We start from the raw sequence: 21,768 nt of genomic DNA on the forward strand, positions 1-21,768 counted from the left end.
GCCAGCCTTGCGTTCATGACGGATACCAGTTTGGTATACCAAAGTGGTATCCGCAGCAAGCTAACGATAGCAGTATCTGATATGCCCCAAGACGCCACCCTCGCCGTGCAAGACACCCACAACATCCACTGGCGCCGCAATCTCGCCGTTTGCTTTGCCGGCTCGTTCAGCACGCTCGTGGCGATGACGCTGCTGTTGCCCTTCCTGCCGCTCTACGTCGAGCAGCTGGGCGCCGAGGGCCATGCGGCGATCGTGCAGTGGTCGGGCATCGCCTACGGCGCCACCTTCTTTGCTGCCGCGCTGGTCGCACCCCTGTGGGGGCGGCTAGGCGACCGCTACGGCCGCAAGTTGATGCTGGTGCGTGCCAGTTTCGGCATGGCGCTGTGCATGTCGCTGACCGGCATGGTGCAGACCGTCTGGCAATTGGTGTTCTTGCGCCTACTGATCGGCTTTGCTGGCGGCTATTCTTCAGGCTCGACCATCCTGGTTGCCATGCAGACGCCGAAGGATCGCTCCGGCTGGGCGCTGGGCGTGCTGTCGGCCGGCATCACGGCCGGTGCCCTGGTCGGCCCGTTGCTCGGCGGCGCGCTGCCGCCGCTGATTGGGATCCGCGCCACATTCCTGCTCGCCGGCGGCGTCATTTTCCTGGCGTTTCTGGCAACCACCTTGCTGATCAAGGAGGCCCCTCGCCTGGTTGCCGCCAAGGCCGCGTCAGAAGAAAAAGCGAAAGGCGGCTGGTCGCAGATTCCCGACAAGCGCCCCGTCGTCGCCATGCTGGCGACCGGCATGCTGTTGAGTTTCGCCACCATGTCGATCGAGCCGATCATCACGGTTTACGTCCAGCAGCTCATCGAAGATCAGAGTCGCGTCACGCTGGTCTCCGGCATCGTCATGTCGGCGGCAGCGCTTGGCGCCATCCTGTCGGCTTCGCGGCTCGGCAAGCTCGCCGACCGTATCGGCCACTGGAACGTCATCGTTGCCGCACTCGCAGTCTCGGGGCTACTGTTGATCCCGCAGGCCTTCGTCACGCAGGGCTGGCAGCTCGTCGGCCTGCGTTTCCTGATGGGCCTGGCGCTTGGCGGTCTTTTGCCCTGCATCACCAGCGTCATCCGCCACAATGTGCCGGACGGCGTCGGCGGCAATGTGCTGGGCTTATCGATCTCGGCGCAATATGTCGGGCAGGTCGCCGGGCCGCTGCTCGGCGGCTTCGTCGGCGGCCATTTCGGCATGCGCGCGGTGTTTCTCGGCACGTCCGTGCTGATGGCGGGCGGAGCGGCCTATAATTGGCTGGTGCAGTCACGCCGCGAACGCGACATGCTGGCGGAAGCCGGCAAATCCTGACACGGTTCGCAAGCACTATCTCAGGCGGTCGCCAGGAATCACGGAGGCGTGGAAATGAGCATGGCCGAACACACGGCAGGCAGCAGCATTCTTGTTTTTGCCGGCGGACTGTGCGGCGCAACCGGCGTGGCGCTTTCGGCGGCGGCGGCGCATCTCGGCGGCGCTTTCGTCGGTACGGCCGCGTCCTTCCTGCTCATGCATGCACCAGTCTTCCTTGCCGTCGGGCTGCTCGGTGGAAATAGCATCCTGCGAACCGGAAGCCTCATCCTTCTCATCGGGCTTCTGCTGTTCTCGGGAGATCTCCTCGCCCGGGACTTCCTTGGCTCGCGGCTGTTCCCGATGTCGGCGCCGATCGGCGGCACCGTGCTCATCGGCGGCTGGCTGGTGATGGCAGCCTCGGCGCTCGTACGCCCGCGCCCTTGACGCGGCAGCCAATGGCGGCTGCTGCTCTTCGCCAGCGGCCCTCGATCCACTGGCTCAGTCTTGCGGGCTCTGTCTTGCCAACTCAGTCTTGCCGACGTTCGGGCCGGAGTTGACCATCGCGCTTGGTCGCCTTGACTACACGCCGCCGTTCCGGCCGCTCAGTGGCCGGCGAAATGCCCCAATAATTGCGATAGATGTCTTCGAACAGATGGTTGATCGGGTGCATGACTTCATCTCCTCTTGCTTATTTGAATCGATCCAATCAGCAGGCACAAAAATACTTTGCAGATCAGCTCCGCTTGCGTCCCACCAGGAAACGCAGGTCGCGAATCCACGGACCGGTCCTGTCTCGCCGCTTCCGGGCCTCCGCGCTCGAACGGATGCTCCAGTCGTTCCGGTAAATGTCCTCGAACAGATAATTGACGGGGTGCATGGCACTCTCCTCTTGTATCGATCCAATCTGGGGACGAAAAACGCTCTTGGATCGATTCAAAGAATACGCGTCGCACCATAAATGTCAAGCAAAAATTTGAATCGATCCAACGAAAGTGGTAGGTAATCGGCGATACTGTTGGACCGGAGTCCCGGAGACAAACAAATGGCATCACTCACCGAAGGCAGCAGGAGGCCCATCCGGCTGGCGGACATCGCCAAAGCCGCGGGCGTATCACACGGCACCGCCTCCAATGTCTTCAGCCGTCCCGAAATCGTGCGTGAGGAAGTCCGCGCGCGCGTCAAGGCGGCGGCCGAGGCGCTGGGCTATGCCGGCCCCGATCCCAAGGGCCGCCTGCTGCGTGCCGGCAAGGTCAACGCGATCGGCGTCGCCACCACCGAGCCGCTGTCCTATTTCTTCGACGACCCTTTTGCCCGCGTGATGATGGCCGGCATTTCGGAGGCATGCGACGCCACCGGCGCTGGAATAGCCCTCGTGTCGGCCGGCAACGAGGAAAAACTTGCCTGGAACATCCAGAGCGCCCTGGTTGACGGCTTCATCCTGTTTTGCATCGAGGGCGGTCCGCGCCTCGTCGAGCTGACGCGCGAACGCAAGCTCCCCTTCGTCGCGCTCGAGCTCGGCTCGCAGGACGACACGGTCTCCGCGATCGGCGTCGACAATGTTGCCGGCGGCCGGCTCGCGGCGCGCCATCTGGCGGAACTTGGACATCGCCGCTTCGCCGTGCTGTCGCTGGCCTTCGCCGACGACAGCACCGGTCTTGTCTCGCCCGAGCGGGTCCGGACGGCGGTCTATACGGGAACCCGTGACCGCCTCCTCGGCTATCTCGAAGAGCTTTCCCGGTTCGGTGTCGATACCGCCAAAGTGCCGGTCTACGAGACTGAAAACGACGAGGCCAGCACAAAGGCCGGCCTCGAAACCATCTTCGCCTCGGCAGAACCGCCGACCGCCATCCTGGCGATGTCGGACCGGGTCGCGATGGAAGCGTTGGAATGGCTCAACGCGCGGGGCATTGCGGTCCCTCGCGATGTTTCCGTCGTCGGCTTCGACGGCGTGCCTGAAGCCGCAATTTGCGATCCTCCACTTACCACCGTCGCCCAGCCGATCGCCGAGATCGGTCGCCGGGCGGCGCGAAGGATCCTCGACTTCGACGGCACGGTGCGGCGAGAAACGCTCGGCGTCGAACTTGTCGTCAGGGCGTCGTCCGGGCCGCCGCCAGGCACAGGTTGACTGGGCAGATCGGCTCCAAATCTTATCGATTGGCCGCCATGGGACCGATGCCAAAGGATGGACGGACAGGCGACGCCTCGTTGCGGACCGGCTTGCCCTTGCCGGACCAGCCGATAGCGGACAGCCATTCCAGATAGAAGGCGAGCGCGAACTGCATGGCGATGCCGGCGGCGAGCAGCAGACTGTCATAGGCAAAGCCGCCCGGGTTGATCAGCTTCATCACCTGTGCCGCCATGGCAATCACCGTGCCGGCAATGAAAACGGGCAGCGAGCGTTTGCCCAATATGGCGAGCGGATTGTCGCGGCCGGTGCGAAACAGGTTCGAGACGAAAGGCAAGGCGACGACCAGGTAGCTCATCGCCAGGATGTGCAGCAGCCGCGGCAAGGACAGGAACGTCTTGTCGAAACCGGTCAGCACCACCGGCAGGTCGAGCCACGACACATGCCCCCACAACGGGCTGTGCACCCAGACGAGCGCCGTCAGCACATAGGCGGCGGCCGCGCCGACCAGCCAGCGATTGACCGGGATGGTGCCGCCGCGCCGCACATGCAACACGCTGGCCATGCCGATATTGAACAGCAATTGCCATGACAGCGGATTGAGGAACCAGAAACCGGGCTCCGGGTAGTTCGGCGGCGCGATCTGGTAGATTCCGGCGATCAGCCAAAGGGCTGCGGATACGGCAAGCGCCGCCAGTGGCCTGTAGCTGATGAACAGCAGGAAGGCCGGCGCCATCAACAGCAGCGCCGCATAGACCGGCAGTATGTTGTTGTAACCGAGCTGATGGCCGAGCGTGACGATGCCGACCAGGACTTGTGGCGGGTTCCTGACGAGCGGCTCGATGTTGATCAGCGTCAGAAGGTCCGGCCGTTTCGCAAACACAGCCGCCGCGCAGAAAATGGCCATCACCACCATCGTCGTGACGATGTGGGTGACATAGAGCACGCCGGCGCGGCGCCACATTTTCAGCGTTGCAATCAGCCGGTTTCCCGGCTGGAATTTGGTGCCGTAGGCGAGAGCGACGGACATGCCGGAGATCAGCACGAAGGCCTCGGCCGCATCTGAAAACCCGAAATTCTTGTAGGTCAGGGTTTCGAACACGGTGCCCGGCACGTGGTCGACGAATATGGTCAGGAGGGCGAGAGCCCGGAACACATCAATACGCGTATCGCGTTCCGGCGAAACTGGCATGGTCATCGATAAAAGGCCTTAAAGCTGGTTGTTCATGCCCGGCAATGCGACCACCCCGGCGCACACTGCTTCGATCCCTCCCGCGGGGATTATATCGGCGAAGAAACGGACTGAAATGCGCCCGGTTCAATCAACTTTCGCGGAGCTTGAAAATATTCCGTTTTGAAGCCGGCAAATTAACGAAAGTAACGCGAAATCAAAAGGATGTGACTATGGCCGAGGAAAGCCTCGAAGACGGTATTTTGCAGGAGAATTCAGGCTTTTTCTACCGGCTCCGTCGACCCGCCAATTTACCCGGTGACTGGCTGTTCCTGTTGCATGGATCGGGTGTCGACGAGACGACCTTGCTGCCGTTTGGTCGGCAAATCGCGCCGCACGCGGCGCTGGTTACGGTCCGTGGCCGCATCCCTCAGGAGGACGGTTTCCGCTGGTTCACGCGAATCACCCCGACGCGATTCGAGCAGGCAAGTATCCGCGCGGAGGCAGATGCGTTTGCAGGCTTCGTCGCCGGCGTCGCGAAGCGCCACAGCCTCGATCTCCGCCGCGCGACCTTTCTCGGCTATTCGAACGGCGCCAATCTGGTTTCAAGCGTCATGCTGCTGCATCCTGGCCTCATCGAGCGCGCTGCATTGCTGCGTCCGATGCCGGTGCTCGACGAGGTGCCGCCGGCCGACCTGTCGAAGGCGCGGGCTCTGATCATCGCCGGCGCCGCCGACCTGATCTACGCGCCCTTCGCACCGGCGCTGGTCGCGCTGCTCAGTTCGCGTGGCGCCAAGGTGGAGGCCCACACCATTGCCTCAGGCCACGAAATCGGCGATCCGGATGCTGAAATCGTCAGGCAGTGGCTGGCGGGTCAGGCAACTGCTGAACGAGCGGATTGAGCGCACGCACAACGCGGGCCCGACCATCGAATGTCAGTGTGCGGCGGGCTGGAACAGCTCGATCACATTGCCGGACGGGTCTTCGAGCAGGGTCTGCGAGCCGCCGACGCCGTTGATGATATCGTTGCAGAAGGCGAGCCCGGCGCCCTTCAGGCGCGCAACCTCTTGCTTCAGATCCGGCACCACCAGCAGGATGCGGTTCCACCCTCCCGGCACCGGCCGGCGGCCATCCGGCATCGCCCGTGCGCCCGAGCTCTCCGGCCCGCTCAGCAGAAGCCGCAGATCGCCGTGCGTGACCGAGCAGAAAGCCGGCCGCGCATCCCGTTCAATGGCAAAGCCCAGATGCTTCACGTAGAAATCGATGGAAGCAGCGACATCGTCGACAATATAGCGAACACTGACGGGCGTCATGATCAGGGACCTTCCGTTTGAGTAGAACGTTTTATCAAAGGCTGCTCATCATCGGCAACGCCCCGGCGGCACTACGACGCCGCCGACACACTATGACCGTTGGTTCGCCAGGGAAGCAGGGCAAGCAGACCAGCACTGCCGACCACGGCGAAGACAGCGCCGTAGATGAACACCGCCTCATGGCTTACACGATCCCAGAGCTGTCCGGCGACAACGCTTGCCGCGAGTTCCAGCAGGCCGACCGTGGTGCTGTACCAGCCGATGCCGCTGGCACGCAGCTCTTGCGGCACGAAGTCCGAGGCGAATGCCTTGCCGACTGAGCGGAAGATGCCTTGATAGAACCCGTAGAAGGCAAAAAGCAGCCCGATCAGATAGATGTTCCGGGTCAAGGCGAAGCCGAGATAGGCGATCAGGAAGATGACGAAGGACGACAGTAACACGCCCTTGCGGCCGAAGCGGTCCGATAGAAAGCCGGCCGGGTAGGAAGTCAGCGCCGCAACGAGATTGAAGCCTGCGTAGATAAGAATGGTTGCCTCCAAAGAGGCACCGATATCCTGTGTTTGCAGAATCAGAAATGCATTGCTCGAATTGCCGATGCCGAAGAGAGCTGTCACCAAGAGATAGGTCCAGTAGGCTTTGGGAAACTGCCGCAGATTGACGTCGATCTTGGCCTTTGCGGCTACGGCCAGTGGCTGCTCGTGCACCAACACCACCATGAGGAAGGCGAGGAGACCGGGAATGAGCGCGAGATAGAAGATCCAGCGGATATCGACTTTGAGCGCGATGAGAAGCAGCACCGCGAGCAGTGGCCCCAGAAACGCTCCCAGATTATCGCCAATGCCTTCGAGGCCGAATGCTTTGCCTCGGTGCTCCTCGGCCACGGACGAAGCAAGGAGCGCGTCGCGCGGAGCGGATCGGAAGCCTGCACCGAGCCGATCCACAAACCGCGCGCCCAGGACCATCGGCCACACCGTGGCCATGCCGATCAGCGGTTTGGCGATAGAGGCCAGAAAATAGCCAATGAGGGCTATCGGTTTCCGCTTCTGAAACCTGTCCGAGAGCCAGCCCGAAAAACCTTGCACGATGTTCTGCGTCGCCTGGGCGATTCCGTCGACCAGACCGACGACGCTCCCGCTTGCGTGCAGAGTCTGTGTTAGGAAGATCGGCAGGATCGGATAAAGCATCTCTGTCGAAATGTCGGCAAACAGGCTCGCCAGCGCCAGAAGCACCGTGTTTCGGGAAATCCAGGCGAAGGTTTTCCTTGGCGCTGCCCCAGTCATTGCTTTGCCCTGTTCGGCAATCCGTTTGGCTGAAACGCAACGGCTACCATGTCGGTTGCAATGCGCCACTGCTGAGTGTCCTGCCCCCATCCGAAGGTCCGCGCAGCAAAACCGATGCCCACTTTTCGCTGACGCGGTCCTTCGATTCGGGATCATCGTCTACGCCCGCCCCATCCTGTTCCAGGCATCCAGCCCGGCGATCTTGTAGGCTTCGGCCAGCGTCGGATAGTTGAAGGTGTTGTTGACGAAAAAGTCGACAGTGCCGCCGAGATTGATGACCGCCTGGCCAATGTGGATGAGTTCGGTCGCGCCCTCGCCGACAATATGGGCGCCGAGCAGACGGCGTGTTTCTATCGAGAACAAAAGCTTCAGGAAGCCAGTGTTGACGCCCATGATGTGGCCGCGCGATGTCTCGCGAAACCGCGCCACGCCGACCTCATAGGCGGCACCACTCTCGCGCACCTGCTCCTCGGACTGGCCGACGGTGGAGATTTCCGGCACGGCGTAGATGCCGTATGGAAAGGTCTCGGGCGGCGGCGGCAAGGGCACGCCGAACGCGTGGCAGGCAGCCACCCTGCCCTGCTCCATCGAGGTCGAGGCCAAGCTCGGAAAGCCGATGACGTCACCGGCGGCATAGATGTTCGGCGCGCTGGTCTGGAAGGTCTGCGGATCGACCTTGATGCGGCCTCGGGAATCGGCTTCGATGCCGACCGCTTCCAACCCCAGGCTGCCGACATTGCCGGTACGCCCTGCAGCATAAAGCACGATCTCGGAACGTATGGTGCGGCCGTCGGCCAGCGTCACCTCGGCGTAATCGGGTTTCGAGGCGATCTCCTTGACGGCACTGCCCAATCGAATCGTCATGCCGCGGTCGCGCATCTGATGGATGAAGTCATCGACGATCTCGCGGTCGACGAAATCCAACATGGTGTTGCGGGGCTCTACCAGCGTGACCGGCACGTCGAGCGCCGAAAAAATCGTCGCATATTCGACGCCGATAACGCCGGCGCCGATCACCGTCAGCGTGCGCGGCAGGCGGTCGAGTTCCAGCATCTCATCGCTGTCAAAGACACGTGTCTTGTCGAAGGGCACGTCGCGCGGCCGGTGCGGCCGGGTGCCGACCGCGATCAGCGCATGGGCAAAGCCAACCTCGCTGTAGTCGCCGGTGTCGGTGGTCAGGCTGACCTTGTTGGGGCCGAGGAATTTTACCGCGGCGCGCGCGCTCTTGACCGTGTTGCGCATGAACTGGTGCTGCAGCACCTCGACCTCATGGTCGAGCGTCTTGTGCAGGCGCTCGACCAAATCGCCGACCGAAATGTCCTGCTTCACACGGTAGCCGCGTCCATAAAAGCCGCGCTCACGCCAGCCTGAGAGGTTGAGCACCGTCTCGCGCAACGTCTTCGACGGGATGGTGCCGGTATGCACCGACACGCCGCCGAGGCGCCGGCCCCTATCGACCACCAGCACCGACTTGCCGAGCTTGGCCGACTGCACCGCAGCGCGGCGCCCGGAAGGGCCGCTGCCGATGACCAGCATGTCGTAGTCCATGTCGCCCCGTCCCCTCGGCTCGGCACCTTTTGTTGCGCCGCAACAAGCTAACGCTATCCGCGCCATGAATTCAACAAGTCAGACGGCACCAGGCACTCCGTCACTATCTACGCGGCGGCAAAAGGCTCGATCTTGATTCCGCCGCGAACCTTCACCATTTCACCGAGAGGCGGCCCCGTGCATTAACCCGGGTTCGATTACGAGGAAATGACATGAACGCTCGCGTTCTCGACGGCGAAATCATCACCAGCAGGCTCGAAGATGTCCGCGCCTATGACGGCGTGCGCACGCGGCGCATTCTCGCCTTCGTCATCGATTATTTCATCGTGGCGCTGCTCACCATTCCTTTCGCGATCCTGGTGTTCCTGTTCGGGCTGTTGACGCTTGGCCTCGGCTGGATGCTGTTTTCCATTCTCGTGCCGACCGTCGCCATCCTCTACATCTGGAACACGCTCGGCAGTAGAGACCAGGCCACAACCGGCATGAAGATGATGGGCATCCGGCTCGACCGGCTCGACGGCAGCCGCATCGACGGGCTGACCGCCGTCGTGCATTCGGTGCTGTTCTGGGCGGGCAATGTCATCCTTTCGCCGCTGGTCCTGCTGGTGAGCCTGTTTTCCGACCGCAAGCGCACGCTGCACGACCTGTTGCTCGGCACGGTCGTCAGCCGCAGCGGCCGCTGAGCGGCTTTGAAGCGCGGCCGCAGCCTTTGCGCACAAAAGTGAAGACGTCCAATCACCCAGGCCTTCACAATCCTGTTGAATTTTTCGGCATCCGCGCCAAAGGTAGAGCGATTCGCAGGAGTGTTTCCAAGGCTCGATGACGCAGCACCCGACCCAGTCGCCACAGTTCTTTCTGACCGCGCCCTCGCCATGTCCCTATCTCGAGGGCCAGTTCGAGCGCAAGGTGTTCACACACCTGGTCGGCGACAAGGCCCCCGAGATGAACGATCTGTTGACGCAAGGCGGTTTCAGGCGGTCGCAGAACATCGCCTACAGGCCGGCTTGTGAGACCTGCCGCGCCTGCGTGTCGGTGCGTATCCTGGCGCAGGAATTCACCGCCAGCCGCAACATGAAACGGGTCATACAGCATAATTCGGATCTGGTCGGCGCCATGCACGACGCCGAACCCTCCACCGAGCAGTATTCGCTGTTCCGCAGCTATCTCGACGCCCGCCACCGCCGTGGCGGCATGTCCGACATGACCGTGCTCGACTACGCCATGATGATCGAGGATACCCATGTCGACACCAAGGTCATCGAATACCGCCGCCGCGGGCCCGACAGTTTCATCACCGGCAAGGGCCAGGGTGAACTGATCGCCGTGGCGCTCACCGATAAGATGGCCGATGGCCTGTCGATGGTCTATTCCTACTTCAACCCGGACTTCGTGGACCGTTCGCTCGGCACCTTCATGATCCTCGACCACATCGCCCGCGCCAGGGCGATGGGCCTGCCCCATGTCTACCTGGGCTACTGGGTCAACGGCTCGCGCAAGATGAATTATAAGATGCGCTTCCAGCCGCAGGAGCATCTCGGCCCGAAAGGCTGGGAACGCTACAATCACGAAGCGGTTTCGCGCTGATTTCCGCTTTCGGTATTCACTCTTAGATTGTTTCGAGGAGGATGCCGCTGGGCTTCCGGCCGATCGGCTGGAAGACCGGGCGGGTCAAATTTTGCGCCTCCAAGCTCATCGCGAGAATTGCGGCATGTCTTCCCACAACGACCACCAGAAAGGCCTTCTGATCACCGCCATCGGGGGGTTGACGCTGACTGTCGACATTCCGCTGATCCGGCTCGCCGACGGCGAGGCATGGACGATCCTGCTGTTGCGCACCGGCACAACCTTCGTCGCAACCCTCATTATCTGGGCGGTCTGGCGGTCGCTGAGCACAAACGCACCGCAGCTTATCCCGGGCTGGTCGGGGCTTGTCGTTGCCGCCCTCTACGGGCTCGGCTCGATCGCCTTTATTACCGGCGTCTACAACACCTCGACCGCAAACCTCGTTTTCATCCTGGCCTTCACCACCATGTTCGCGGCCCTTTTGTCGTGGCTGTTCCTGAAGGAGAGGCCACGGCCACTGACGCTTGCAGCGCTGGCATTGATGATCGCCGGCGTCGTGATCATCGTCGGCGATTCCGTCGGAACCGGGCATCTCTTCGGCGACCTGATGGCGCTATGCTCGGCCTTTATGATCGCCGCGGCCATCACCATCTCGCGCGCGAGCGGCAGGGATATGGGTTTCACCGCGCTGATCGGAGTCGTCCTGCCGCTTGCCGTCGCCGCCCTCATGGTCTCCAAGGTTGGTTTCCAGGTCAGCGCACCGTGGTGGATCGTCTTCAACGGCGCCGTCATCATGCCGATCTCGTTCTTCTGCCTCGCCAACGGGCCTAAATACATTTCCGGGCCGGAAGTGGCGATGTTTTATCTGCTCGAAACCGTGCTGGCGCCGGTCTGGGTGTGGATGATCTTCGCCGAAACGCCGTCGCGCAACAGCCTTATCGGTGGCGCGATCCTCATCGTCACTTTGATCGGCCATTCGCTCTGGCAGCTGCACGAGGGGCGCAAGCGCCGCGCCACGCTCGCCGTCAGTCACCCGGCCTGATTCTTTTTCGCGGCGGCGCGGTCGGCGACAATTTCGATCTGCGGCGGTGCGTCATCCTGCTCCGTCGGTTCGGCGGCAGCGAGTTCATCGGTCAGTTCCACCTCGCGCAGCCATTCGCGCCAGATCGCGACCAGCAGGGCCATCAGCACCGGGCCGATGAACAGGCCGAGAAAACCCATCGTTTTGACGCCGCCGATCAGGCCGAAAAAAGTCGGCAGGAAGGGCAGCTTTATCGGGCCACCGACCAGCTTCGGGCGCAATGTCTTGTCGACGATGAAGAGTTCGACCGCGCCCCAGATGAACAGCGCCAGGCCGGCCATCGGCGAGCCGCTGGCGGCGAGATAGATCGAGACCAGCGTAAAGGACAGCGGCGCGCCGCCGGGAATCAGCGCCATGATGCCGGTCAGCGCGCCGAGCGTCACCGGCGACGGCACGCCGGCCAGCCAGTAAGCGATGCCCAGCACCAGTCCTTCGCCGATGGCGATAACGGTCATGCCGGTCACCGTCGACGAGATCGTCGCCGGCACCACGCGTGAGATCCGTTCCCATCTGGCCGGCAGGATGCGTTCGCCGAGGCGGTCGACCTGCCCGGCGAAATGCTCGCCGTCGCGATAGGCAAAGAACAGCGCGATCATCATGAACAGCAGCGTCAGCAAAAGGCCGAAAGCGCTGCCGCCGGCGGCAAGCACGCCGCGATAGATGCTGCCGATATTGGCACCGCTGATCAGCTGGATCAGTTCGCCGATACCGCCGGGATGGCCGAGATTGACCGTCCACTGCTCGTTCAGCCATTCGCCCACTACAGGCAGCGTGGCGATCCAGTGCGGCGTCGGCGCGCCGTAGCGGTTGGTCTCGATCGCCCAGCCGACCCATTCGCGCACCTCGTTGATGGCGTAGGTGCCGGCAAGCGCGATCGGCACTACCAGGAAGGTCAGGATGAAAAGGATCGCAAGCGTCGCGGCGATCGTGCGGTTGCCGCCGACGCCGGCGAGCAGCCGCCGATAGAGCGGCCAGCTGGCGAAAGCGATCACCAGGGCGGCAAGGACCGGGAACAGGAAGCCGTGGAAGAAATAGACGCCGGCGGCGACGATCAGCACCAGGAGCCAGCGCGCCGCCGACAGCGGCGGAATGACGGCGGCCCTGAGCGGCGTCGACAGGCCGAACAGGCGCTGCTGCCGCTCCGGTTTCTGGATTCTGGCTTCTTTCAAGCGCCCAACTCTCCCTGGCCCATCCCATCGCTTATGCACTGATATAGTGCAGCAATCGTGACGACATTCCAAATGGTGACAGGGAAGCTGCTGATCTCCCCCCTCGTGGGGGGATGGCCGGCAGGCCAGAGGGGGTTGCCGCGCGTGAAGCGCCAGCTGCCTCCGTTGGCGATGGGGTCGCGTCAGGACGTGCCGACCCCCTCTGTCGCCTTCGGCAACATCTCCCCCTCAAGGGGGGAGATTGCAGCCTCACCCGAACTTGCCAGTCCTCGGGAACCCCTTCGGCACCATGCGGCCGGCCGAGGCGCGGGCGCCGATCCATTCGGCAAGCTCGTCACGCGATTTGGTGAAGATGCGGTCTGCCGAATCCTGCCAGGATAGGCCGCTTGCGAACGTGAAGGTCTTGAGGTCGAGGACGCCGCCATCTTTGTATTTCTGCAGGCGCACGCCCTTGCCGCGCCCCATCTCCGGTATCTCGGCCAGCGGGAACACCAGCATCTTCCGGTTCTCGCCGATGATGGCGAGATGGTCGCCGGTGACGATCACGCAGCGCTGGGCCTCGTCGGGCGCCTTGACGTTCATCACCTGCTTGCCCTTGCGGGTGTTGGCCACGACCTCCTCTTCCGGCACGATGAAACCGTTGCCGTCATGCGAAACCAGCAGCAGCTTGCGCTTGGGGTCATGGACGAAGGCGGTGACGATGTCCTGGTCATTGTCCATGTCGACGATGATGCGGATCGGCTCGCCATGGCCGCGCCCACCCGGCAGCCGGTCGGCGCCGATCGTGTAGAACTTGCCGCCGGTGGTGAAGACCAGCACCTTGTCGGTCGTCTGGGCGTGGAAGGCGAGCTTGAGGCTGTCGCCTTCCTTGAAGGTCAGAGTCGAATGGTCGGTCAGATGACCTTTCATGGCCCTCAGCCAGCCCTTTTCCGAAACGACGACGGTGACCGGCTCGCGCTCGATCATGGCATGGGCGATATCGGTCAGGTCATGTTCGGGTGCATCTGCGAACTCGGTCCGGCGCTTGCCGATCTCGGTCTCGGGCCCGTATTTCTGGCGAACGTTGGCGACTTCCCACTTGATCGTCGCCCACTGTTTGGCATCGGATGCGAGCAGCGCCTCGATTTGCTTCTTCTCGCCGCTCAGGCCGTTGAATTCCTCGCGGATCTCGAATTCCTCGAGCTTGCGCAGCGCCCTCAGCCGCATATTGAGGATGGCCTCGGCCTGGGTGTCGGTGAGCGACCAGCGGGCCATCATCACTTGCTTGGGCTCGTCCTCCTCGCGGATGATCCTGATCACCTCGTCGATGTTGAGGTAGGCGATCAGGTAGCCGGCGAGGATCTCCAGCCGCCTCTCGATTTCGCCGAGGCGGTGCTTGGAGCGGCGGATCAAGACGTCGCGGCGGTGCTCCAGCCACTCCTTGAGCACGCCCTTCAGCGACAGCACGTTCGGCACCTTGCCGCGCGACAGCACGTTCATGTTGAGCGGAAAGCGGCTTTCGAGCTCGGTCAGCTTGAACAGCGATTCCATCATGATGCCGGGATCGACCGAGCGGCTCTTCGGCACCAGTACGACGCGGATGTCCTCGGCGCTCTCGTCGCGGACATCCTCGAGCAGCGGCAGCTTGCGCGCCATCAAAAGCTCGGCGATCTTCTCGATCAGCCTGGCCTTCTGGACGCCGTAGGGGATTTCGGTGACGACAATGTTCCAGGTGCCTCTGCCCTGGTCCTCCTGGCTCCATTTCGCTCTGACGCGAAAGCCGCCGCGGCCGGTCTCATAGGCATCGAGGATCGAGGCACGGCTGTCGACGATGATGCCGCCGGTCGGAAAATCCGGCCCCTGCACGAAGTCCATCAGCTTGGTGACGGGCGCATCCGGATGATCGATCAGGTGAAGCGCGGCGTCGCAAAGCTCGGCGGCATTGTGCGGCGGGATCGAGGTCGCCATGCCGACGGCGATACCGGACGAGCCGTTGGCAAGCAGGTTCGGGAAGGCGCCGGGCAGCACGGCCGGCTCCTCGTCTTCCTCGTTGTAGGTCGGGCGGAAATCGACGGCGTCCTCGGTGATGCCTTCCAGCAGCAGCGTCGACACTTCCGTCATGCGCGCTTCGGTGTAGCGCATGGCGGCGGCATTATCGCCGTCGATATTGCCGAAATTGCCTTGCCCGTCGACCAGCGGATAGCGCATCGAAAAATCCTGCGCCAACCGCACCAGTGCGTCATAAATCGATTGGTCGCCGTGCGGATGGAATTTGCCCATCACCTCGCCGACGATGCGGGCGCATTTGGCAAAGCCCTGGTCGGGGTTGAGCCGCAACAGGCGCATGGAATGCATGATGCGGCGATGCACCGGCTTCAGTCCGTCGCGCACGTCGGGCAGCGCCCGGTGCATGATGGTCGACAGCGCGTAGGCGAGATAGCGCTCTTCCAGCGCCTTCTTCAGATCGACCGGCTCGATATTGTCGCCGCCGCCAGTTTCAGGCGGCAAAAGCCTTTTTCCCATCGGCTGGCACTAGCCGAGCGGGTGATTCGCGGCAAGAGGCGCCAGCATACGTCCTCCTATGCAACAGGAATTGGAAGCGTCGCGACGCCGGCCAACATCAATCCGTCTGCTTCTATCGCAAGCCTGATGGATCGGGTTTGCCTTTGGCCGCTATTTTCGACCATTGTGCCGAGGCCCGCCTTTTTCCGGTCCAGTTCGTCGCTGAATGGTGACGACGCGAAGAAAAGAATTTCAGGACACTCTCAGGGGAGCTCTCGATGACGATCAGAAACTCGACACTTAAAAGACTGGCTTTTTCGACCTTTTTGCTGACGCTGCCGCTGAATGCGGCCTTCGCGCAGGATACCGCGGTCGCCGACCGACTGAAGGCTGCCCTCGCCGCCCAGGGCGTCGACCTCTCCTGGACCGGAGTAACCGGCGACACCTCGAGCATGGTTCTGCAAGGCGTAGCGGTCAAACCGGCGGCCGAAAAGGAGGCGCTCAAGATCGGTGACGTCAAGCTCGAAGGCGTGACCGAAGCCAATGGCGGCTATCAAATCGCGACCGTATCGACTTCGCCGTTCGAACACAGCGAGGATGGCGTCACGCTCAATCTCAGCCCCTTCGTCATCCACGACATGACGGTGCCGGCCGAAGGTGCAAGCGGTCCGCTGGGCTCGCTGATGATGTACAAATCGGCCGAGCTCGACAACATGACGGTCAAGGTTGCCGACAAGACCGCGTTCTCGATGGACGGGCTTGCCATCGCAATCACGCCGCCGGCCGACGGCAAGGCCATGGAGTTTTCCGGCACCACGGAAAAATTCACTGCCGACCTGACGCTGGTCGAAGATCCGAAGTCCAAGGAAGTCATCAACGCGCTCGGCTACCAGAACATCTCAGGCAATCTTGAGATGGAAGGTACCTGGCAGCCTACCGACGGCAGGATGGACTTGTCGAAATATGAAATTTCGGTCGACAATGCCGGCACGTTCGGCATGACTTTCAATCTCGGCGGCTACACGCTGGACGTCATCAAGTCACTGCAGGAGATGCAAAAGAAGATGGCAGCGCAACCCGAAGGCGCCGACAATTCGGCGCAAGGCATGGCCATGCTCGGGCTGCTGCAGCAGCTTTCGTTCAACAGCGCCTCGATCCGCTTCGATGACGATTCGCTGACCAAAAAGGTGCTGGATTATGCCGGCAAGCAGCAGGGCATGTCCGGCAAGGACATCGCCAACCAGGCCAAGGCGATCGTGCCATTCGGCATGGCGCAGCTCAACAATCCGGAACTGACGGCGCAGGTTTCGGCCGCGGTCAACAAATTCCTCGACGACCCGCAAAGCATCGAGGTCTCGGCCGAGCCGCCGGCAGCGGTGCCGTTCGCGCTGATCATGGCGGGCGCCATGTCCAACCCACTCGACCTGCCGAAAACGCTGGGCGTGACGGTTACGGCGAACGAAGACTGATCGATACAGCCTTCAAGCAAAAAGCCCGGCAGTGATGCCGGGCTTTTTTATGAATCCACAGAACCGGTTCAGAGCGTTTCCTAAACCTCTTTCTTCGCCGCCACGACGCGCAGTGACAATTCGCGAAGTTGCTGCGGGCTGGCTTCCGACGGCGCGTTCATCAACAGGTCGTAGGCCTGCTGGTTCATCGGGAACATCGTCACTTCGCGGAGGTTCCTGGCGCCGACCAGAAGCATGACGACGCGGTCGATGCCGGCCGCCATGCCGCCATGCGGCGGCGCGCCATACTGGAAGGCACGGTAGAGGCCACCGAAGCGCTCCTCGACGGTTGCGCGGTCCAAGCCAACAGTCTCGAATGCCTTGACCATCGTTTCGGGCAGATGGTTGCGAATGCCGCCCGAAGCGATCTCGAAACCGTTGCAGACCATATCGTACTGGAACGCCTTGATGCCGAGCAGATCCTCGCCGTTAAGCGCATCGATGCCACCCTGCGGCATCGAGAACGGATTGTGCGCGAAGTCGATCTTCTTCTCCTCCTCGTTCCATTCGAAGAACGGGAAATCGACGATCCAGCACAGTTCGAAGCGGTCGCGGTCGACAAGGTTGAGCTCCTCGCCGGCGCGGGTGCGCGCCGCTCCCGCGAAGGAGACGAACTTCTTCGGGTCGCCGGCGACGAAGAAGGCGGCATCGCCATCGGCAAGGCCGAGTTGCAGGCGGATAGCCTCGGTGCGCTCCTCGCCGATGTTCTTGGCCAGCGGCCCGGCGCCTTCGAGCTTGTCGCCCTCTTTGCGCCAGAAGATATAGCCGAGGCCGGGCTGGCCCTCGCCTTGCGCCCATGAGTTCATGCGGTCGCAAAAGGCGCGCGAACCGCCGGTTTTCGCCGGAATGGCCCAGACCTCGGCCTTCGCATCGTTGGCAAGGATGTCGGCGAACACTTTGAAGCCGGAATCGCGGAAATGGTCGGACACGGCCTGCATTTCGATGGGGTTGCGCAGGTCCGGCTTGTCGGTGCCGTATTTGCGCATGGCGACGTCGTAGGCGATGCGCGGAAACTTCTGCGTCACCGGCTTGCCGGCGGCAAAGGTCTCGAAAACGCCTCGCATGACCGGCTCCATGGTGTTGAACACGTCCTCCTGCTCGACGAAGCTCATCTCCACGTCGAGCTGGTAGAATTCACCCGGCAGGCGGTCGGCGCGCGGATCCTCGTCGCGGAAGCACGGCGCGATCTGGAAGTAGCGGTCGAAGCCAGACACCATGATCAGCTGCTTGTACTGCTGCGGCGCCTGCGGCAGCGCGTAGAAATTGCCGGGATGGATACGCGACGGCACCAGGAAGTCGCGCGCCCCTTCGGGCGACGAGGCGGTCAGGATCGGCGTCGAGAATTCGGTGAAGCCGACCTCGCCCATCAGCTTGCGCATCTCGGCGATGATTTTCGTCCGCGCCACGATATTCTTGTGCAGCGTGTCGCGGCGCAGGTCGAGGAAGCGGTATTTGAGGCGGATATCCTCCGGATAATCTGGCTCGCCGAACACCGGCAGCGGCAATTCCTTGGCCGCCGACAGCACGTCGATCTCGCGCGCGAAAATCTCGATCTCGCCGGTCGGCAAATTGGGGTTCACCGTGTCGGCGAGGCGCGCCTTGACCTCGCCGTCGACGCGGACGACCCATTCGCCACGCAGCGTCTCGGCGATCTTGAAGGCAGGCGAATCCGGATCGGCGACGATCTGGGTCAGGCCGTAATGGTCGCGCAAATCGATGAACAGCAGGCCGCCATGGTCGCGCACGCGATGCACCCAACCCGACAGGCGAACGGTCGAGCCGACATCGACCTTCCTCAATTGGGCACAGGTATGGCTGCGGTAACGATGCATTGTCATTCTTAAAGTCCGGGTGCTGGGTTGTGGCCGAGGCATGATGGCCCGGCCCGAAAATTTGCGCGAAAAGCACATGAGAGGGTGCATTTGTCAAGGCAAGCGGCGCCGGCACGAGTTCGCGTTTCTTCCCGCCCCTGTCCCGCCGGCATCAATTCATGCGAGAGGCGTTAATCTGAGTCTGCTGCTCTGTGCCGGCAGTTCAACTAATGCACCTCATCCCTTGACCCCGCCTGCGGTGAGGCCGGAGATGATCTTGCGCTGGAAGATCAGGACAAGGATGACGAGCGGCACGGTGACGATCACCGATGCGGCCATGATGTTGCCCCACGGGATCTCGAACTGCGAGCTGCCGGAGAGCAGCGCGATCGCGACCGGCACAGTTCGCTGCTCGTTGTTGGAGGTAAACGTCAGAGCGAACAGGAACTCGTTCCACGCACCGATGAAGGCGAGAAGCCCGGTGGTCGCCAGCGCCGGCCACATCAGCGGCAGGAAGACGCGGCTCATGATGATCCAGGGCGTAGCACCGTCGAGGATCGCCGCTTCCTCCATCTCGATCGGCAGGTCGCGAACGAAGGCGGTGAGCACCCAGACGGTGAACGGCAAGGTGAAGATCATGTAGGAGAAGATCAGCGCGAACGGCGAATTGTAGAGGCCGAAGGCCCGGATCAGCTCGAAAAGCCCGGCAAGCACCGCCAATTGCGGGAACATCGAGACGGACAGGATAATGAGGAGCAGAGCCGAGCGACCGCGGAAGCGGATGCGTGCTAGCGCATAGGCGGCGGTGACGCCGAGGAACAGCGAAATGGCGACAACGACGCTCGAGATGAACAGCGAGTTCACGAGGTTGCGCAGGAAGGTCCCCTCGGTGAAAACGGTCCTGTAATTGCTGAAGCTAATCGTCTTCGGCCAGTAGTCGATCTGGAAGAGTGCCGTCCCCGATTTCAGGCTGGTGATGATAGCGTAGTAGAACGGGAACACCGCGACGATGACTATGACGGCGACGAGGAGGTAGAAAGCGGTGCGCTTGACGATCCACATGATCAGTAGTCCAACATGATCAGTAGTCCCCATATCATCAGTAATCCTTGTCCAGCCTTATCCGGCCGAGCCAGAGAACGAGCATGGTCAGCAGAGCGAGGATGAGGAAGAGCAGCGTCGATGCAGCGGAACCGTAGGCGAACTTGTCGAACTCAAACAGGCTCTCGCGGGCAAACACCGACATCGACTTGGTGTGTATGTTGTTTGGCGTGAGCACGTAGATCAGGTCGAAGATGCGCAGCGCATCGAGACCGCGGAAGATCATGGCTACCATCAACGCCGGTCGGATGAGCGGCAAAGTGATCTTCCAGAACACTTTCCACGGGCTGACGCCGTCGAGTTTGGCGACCTCGTAGATTTCTTGCGGAAGCATCTGAAGGCCGGCGAGAATGAGAAGCGCCATGAACGGGGTCGCCTTCCAGACGTCGACAACGAGGATGGCGACCATCGCCGTGTCGGCGCTGGCCGTCCAGGCGATCTTGGTGCTGATCAGGCCGAGCTTGAGAAGGACGTCGTTGATGATGCCGAACTGATCGTTGAGCATCCACTGCCACATTTTCGCTGAGACGATCGTCGGGATCGCCCAAGGGATTAGAATCGCGGCGCGCACGACGCCGCGGCCGCGAAATTGGGTGTTGAGCACCAGCGCGACGATCATGCCGAGCACTGTCTCGCAGGTGACCGAAATCACCGCGAAGCGCACCGTGTTCCAGACAGCGCGCCACCAGACCGGGTCGACGAACAGCCCGTCATAAATGACCCGGCCGCTCGGCATTTGCAGGACCGAGAAATAGTTGGCGAAGCCAATCCAGCGACGGGCTTCGAGGTCGGCGAGCGAGGCATCGGTGAAGCCGAAATAGATCGTGCGCATCAAGGGCCAGCCGGCAACGGCGGCGAGTACGATGAGCATCGGGGCAAGCAACAGCCATGCCGATCGCGTGCGCTGACGCGCCAGCAGTGAGCCTCGGCGCGGTGAGATCACCAGGCGGCGCCCTTGAGCCTGGTCAAGGAGAACTCGAGATCGGCAAGGTTGTCGGCGGCCGCGCCCTCGCCGGACATGGTGTTGTGGACGGCGGTCCAGAACTCGCTCGATACCTCGTTGTACCTGCTCTTGGCCTGGGCCGAGGGACGCGGCACCGCGTTGAGGACGACTTCCTTCCAGCGCGGAATGACCGGCTGCGCGCTGGCGATGTCGGCATCGTCGTAGAGCGCCTGGATGGTCGGCAGATATGCCCCCTTCAAGGCGCGGTACTTCTGCATCTGAGGCGAGGCGATCCATTTGACCAGCTCGATTGCTGCGTCCGGGTTCTTCGAATATTTGGAAACCGCGAGATTCCAGCCGCCGAGCGTTGCTGCCGGGCGGGCGCCCTCACCCGACCCCGGCGGCAGCGTCGTCACCTCGAACTTGCCTTTGATGGGGGAGCTTTCGCTGTTGCCAAGCGCGTAGGCGTAGGGCCAGTTGCGCATGAAGACGGCGTTACCGGTCTGCCAGACACCGCGCGACTCTTCTTCCTGATAGGCCAGAACGCCGGGAGGCGAGATCGTTCCCACCCAGCCCCTCGCCATTTCGAGGGCAGCGGCTGCTTGCGGGTTGTTGATGGAGATCGTGCCGTCCGGCTCGATGATCTGGCCGCCGCCGTTCGACTTCACCCATTCGAGTGCATCGCAGGTCAGCCCCTCATAAGCGTTGCCCTGGAAGACGAAGCCCCACATGTCCTTGTTGCCGGCCTCGCGCTCCTTGTCCATGACCAGCTTGGCGGTGTCGGCAAGTTCGGTCCAGTTGGTTGGGACCTTGGCGCCGTATTTGTCGAGGAGGTCCTTGCGGTAATAGAGCGCCGGCGCATCGGTGAATATAGGCAAGGCGACGAGTTTGCCATCGACGGTCTGCGATCGGATGATCGATGGGAAATGGGCGCCAACGACATCCTTGGTCGCCTCGGTCAGGTCAACGAGCTGTTTTGCGAGCTGCGGGGCCCAGATGACGTCCGTCTGATAGACGTCGACGTCGCTGCTCCCGGCGGCGAGCCAGAGCCTGTATTGGCCGAACTGGTCCGTCCCTGAGGGCGGCACCGGAACGACGGTAACCTTGTTGCCGGTCTTCTTCTCGTATTGATCGAGTATCTCGCGAAGGATTCTCTGGCCGTTACCGGTATCGCCCGAAACAATAGCGAGGTCGACGGCCCGCGCCGGGCCGGCCGCCAGAACTGCAGCCACGGCAAATGCAGCAAATGCGGGATGATACTTCATGATGGCGGACCTCCCTCTGGAGCTTCAGGCCGGGCAGCAGAAACGACATCGATGCCCGACACCGTCCTCCACACACCGGCAGCTCACAA

Annotated in this window: 20 protein-coding genes; 8 read left to right on the forward strand and 12 right to left on the reverse strand. The window is 62.3% G+C overall.

Annotation, left to right across the window (positions count from 1 at the left end):
* Positions 1–81: 81 nt before the first annotated feature.
* Together NKJ08_RS21775 and NKJ08_RS21780 are read left to right on the forward strand one after the other, a co-directional pair.
* Complete coding sequence (locus tag NKJ08_RS21775) at positions 82–1,341, forward strand: multidrug efflux MFS transporter (RefSeq protein ID WP_352525321.1); 1,260 nt, start codon at positions 82–84, stop codon at positions 1,339–1,341.
* A gap of 54 nt (positions 1,342–1,395) precedes the next feature.
* Positions 1,396–1,764, forward strand: a complete 369-nt coding sequence (locus NKJ08_RS21780) for a DUF423 domain-containing protein (protein WP_352525322.1) — start codon at positions 1,396–1,398, stop codon at positions 1,762–1,764.
* Between the two features lie 82 nt (positions 1,765–1,846).
* On the opposite strand, the gene NKJ08_RS21785 is transcribed toward NKJ08_RS21780, so the two are convergent.
* Both NKJ08_RS21785 and NKJ08_RS21790 read right to left on the reverse strand, forming a co-directional pair.
* On the reverse strand, positions 1,847–1,990 hold the full coding sequence (locus tag NKJ08_RS21785) for a hypothetical protein (protein WP_352525323.1): 144 nt from the start codon (positions 1,988–1,990) through the stop codon (positions 1,847–1,849).
* Between the two features lie 63 nt (positions 1,991–2,053).
* The gene (locus tag NKJ08_RS21790) at positions 2,054–2,197 is read right to left on the reverse strand and encodes a hypothetical protein (protein ID WP_352776788.1); all 144 of its coding nucleotides are present in this window, start codon (positions 2,195–2,197) and stop codon (positions 2,054–2,056) included.
* Positions 2,198–2,362: 165 nt separating this feature from the next.
* On the opposite strand from NKJ08_RS21790, the gene NKJ08_RS21795 reads away from it, so the two are divergent.
* Complete coding sequence (locus NKJ08_RS21795; RefSeq protein WP_352525324.1) at positions 2,363–3,445, forward strand: LacI family DNA-binding transcriptional regulator; 1,083 nt, start codon at positions 2,363–2,365, stop codon at positions 3,443–3,445.
* A 22-nt stretch (positions 3,446–3,467) separates the two neighbouring features.
* On the opposite strand, the gene NKJ08_RS21800 is transcribed toward NKJ08_RS21795, so the two are convergent.
* Positions 3,468–4,643, reverse strand: coding sequence for an OpgC family protein (locus NKJ08_RS21800; RefSeq protein ID WP_352525325.1), 1,176 nt, complete (start codon positions 4,641–4,643; stop codon positions 3,468–3,470).
* A 206-nt stretch (positions 4,644–4,849) separates the two neighbouring features.
* Here NKJ08_RS21800 and NKJ08_RS21805 point away from each other — a divergent pair, with 206 nt between their 5' ends.
* On the forward strand, positions 4,850–5,518 hold the full coding sequence (locus NKJ08_RS21805) for an alpha/beta hydrolase (RefSeq protein ID WP_352525327.1): 669 nt from the start codon (positions 4,850–4,852) through the stop codon (positions 5,516–5,518).
* Positions 5,519–5,551: 33 nt separating this feature from the next.
* On the opposite strand, the gene NKJ08_RS21810 is transcribed toward NKJ08_RS21805, so the two are convergent.
* The 3 genes from NKJ08_RS21810 to sthA all read right to left on the reverse strand — a co-directional run bounded on the left by NKJ08_RS21810 (position 5,552) and on the right by sthA (position 8,757).
* Positions 5,552–5,935, reverse strand: a complete 384-nt coding sequence (locus NKJ08_RS21810; protein WP_352776792.1) for a VOC family protein — start codon at positions 5,933–5,935, stop codon at positions 5,552–5,554.
* 65 nt (positions 5,936–6,000) lie between these two features.
* Positions 6,001–7,209, reverse strand: coding sequence for an MFS transporter (locus NKJ08_RS21815; RefSeq protein WP_352525329.1), 1,209 nt, complete (start codon positions 7,207–7,209; stop codon positions 6,001–6,003).
* A gap of 159 nt (positions 7,210–7,368) precedes the next feature.
* Positions 7,369–8,757, reverse strand: coding sequence for a Si-specific NAD(P)(+) transhydrogenase (sthA, locus tag NKJ08_RS21820; RefSeq protein ID WP_352525331.1), 1,389 nt, complete (start codon positions 8,755–8,757; stop codon positions 7,369–7,371).
* A gap of 212 nt (positions 8,758–8,969) precedes the next feature.
* Here sthA and NKJ08_RS21825 point away from each other — a divergent pair, with 212 nt between their 5' ends.
* The 3 genes from NKJ08_RS21825 to NKJ08_RS21835 all read left to right on the forward strand — a co-directional run bounded on the left by NKJ08_RS21825 (position 8,970) and on the right by NKJ08_RS21835 (position 11,362).
* The gene (locus NKJ08_RS21825) at positions 8,970–9,440 is read left to right on the forward strand and encodes an RDD family protein (RefSeq protein WP_352525332.1); all 471 of its coding nucleotides are present in this window, start codon (positions 8,970–8,972) and stop codon (positions 9,438–9,440) included.
* A gap of 136 nt (positions 9,441–9,576) precedes the next feature.
* On the forward strand, positions 9,577–10,341 hold the full coding sequence (locus tag NKJ08_RS21830) for an arginyltransferase (protein ID WP_352525334.1): 765 nt from the start codon (positions 9,577–9,579) through the stop codon (positions 10,339–10,341).
* Between the two features lie 124 nt (positions 10,342–10,465).
* Complete coding sequence (locus NKJ08_RS21835) at positions 10,466–11,362, forward strand: DMT family transporter (protein ID WP_352783266.1); 897 nt, start codon at positions 10,466–10,468, stop codon at positions 11,360–11,362.
* Here NKJ08_RS21835 and NKJ08_RS21840 read toward each other — a convergent pair.
* Both NKJ08_RS21840 and parC read right to left on the reverse strand, forming a co-directional pair.
* Positions 11,350–12,570, reverse strand: a complete 1,221-nt coding sequence (locus NKJ08_RS21840) for an AI-2E family transporter (protein ID WP_352525336.1) — start codon at positions 12,568–12,570, stop codon at positions 11,350–11,352. The genes NKJ08_RS21835 and NKJ08_RS21840 overlap by 13 nt on opposite strands.
* A 249-nt stretch (positions 12,571–12,819) precedes the next feature.
* Positions 12,820–15,072, reverse strand: a complete 2,253-nt coding sequence (gene parC, locus NKJ08_RS21845) for a DNA topoisomerase IV subunit A (protein ID WP_352525337.1) — start codon at positions 15,070–15,072, stop codon at positions 12,820–12,822.
* A 257-nt stretch (positions 15,073–15,329) separates the two neighbouring features.
* On the opposite strand from parC, the gene NKJ08_RS21850 reads away from it, so the two are divergent.
* A complete protein-coding gene (locus tag NKJ08_RS21850; protein WP_352525338.1) occupies positions 15,330–16,520 on the forward strand; it encodes an aq_1923 C-terminal domain in 1,191 nt (396 codons plus the stop codon).
* Between the two features lie 80 nt (positions 16,521–16,600).
* On the opposite strand, the gene aspS is transcribed toward NKJ08_RS21850, so the two are convergent.
* From aspS to NKJ08_RS21870, 4 genes are all read right to left on the reverse strand, one after another.
* A complete protein-coding gene (gene aspS, locus NKJ08_RS21855; protein WP_352525468.1) occupies positions 16,601–18,391 on the reverse strand; it encodes an aspartate--tRNA ligase in 1,791 nt (596 codons plus the stop codon).
* A gap of 216 nt (positions 18,392–18,607) precedes the next feature.
* Positions 18,608–19,435, reverse strand: coding sequence for a carbohydrate ABC transporter permease (locus NKJ08_RS21860; RefSeq protein WP_352525469.1), 828 nt, complete (start codon positions 19,433–19,435; stop codon positions 18,608–18,610).
* Positions 19,436–19,469: 34 nt separating this feature from the next.
* Positions 19,470–20,342, reverse strand: a complete 873-nt coding sequence (locus NKJ08_RS21865; RefSeq protein WP_352525470.1) for a carbohydrate ABC transporter permease — start codon at positions 20,340–20,342, stop codon at positions 19,470–19,472.
* A gap of 68 nt (positions 20,343–20,410) precedes the next feature.
* Complete coding sequence (locus NKJ08_RS21870; RefSeq protein ID WP_352525339.1) at positions 20,411–21,679, reverse strand: ABC transporter substrate-binding protein; 1,269 nt, start codon at positions 21,677–21,679, stop codon at positions 20,411–20,413.
* Positions 21,680–21,768: the final 89 nt, after the last annotated feature.

It is taken from the genome of Mesorhizobium sp. M0244, from assembly GCF_040321795.1.
Taxonomy (GTDB): domain Bacteria; phylum Pseudomonadota; class Alphaproteobacteria; order Rhizobiales; family Rhizobiaceae; genus Mesorhizobium.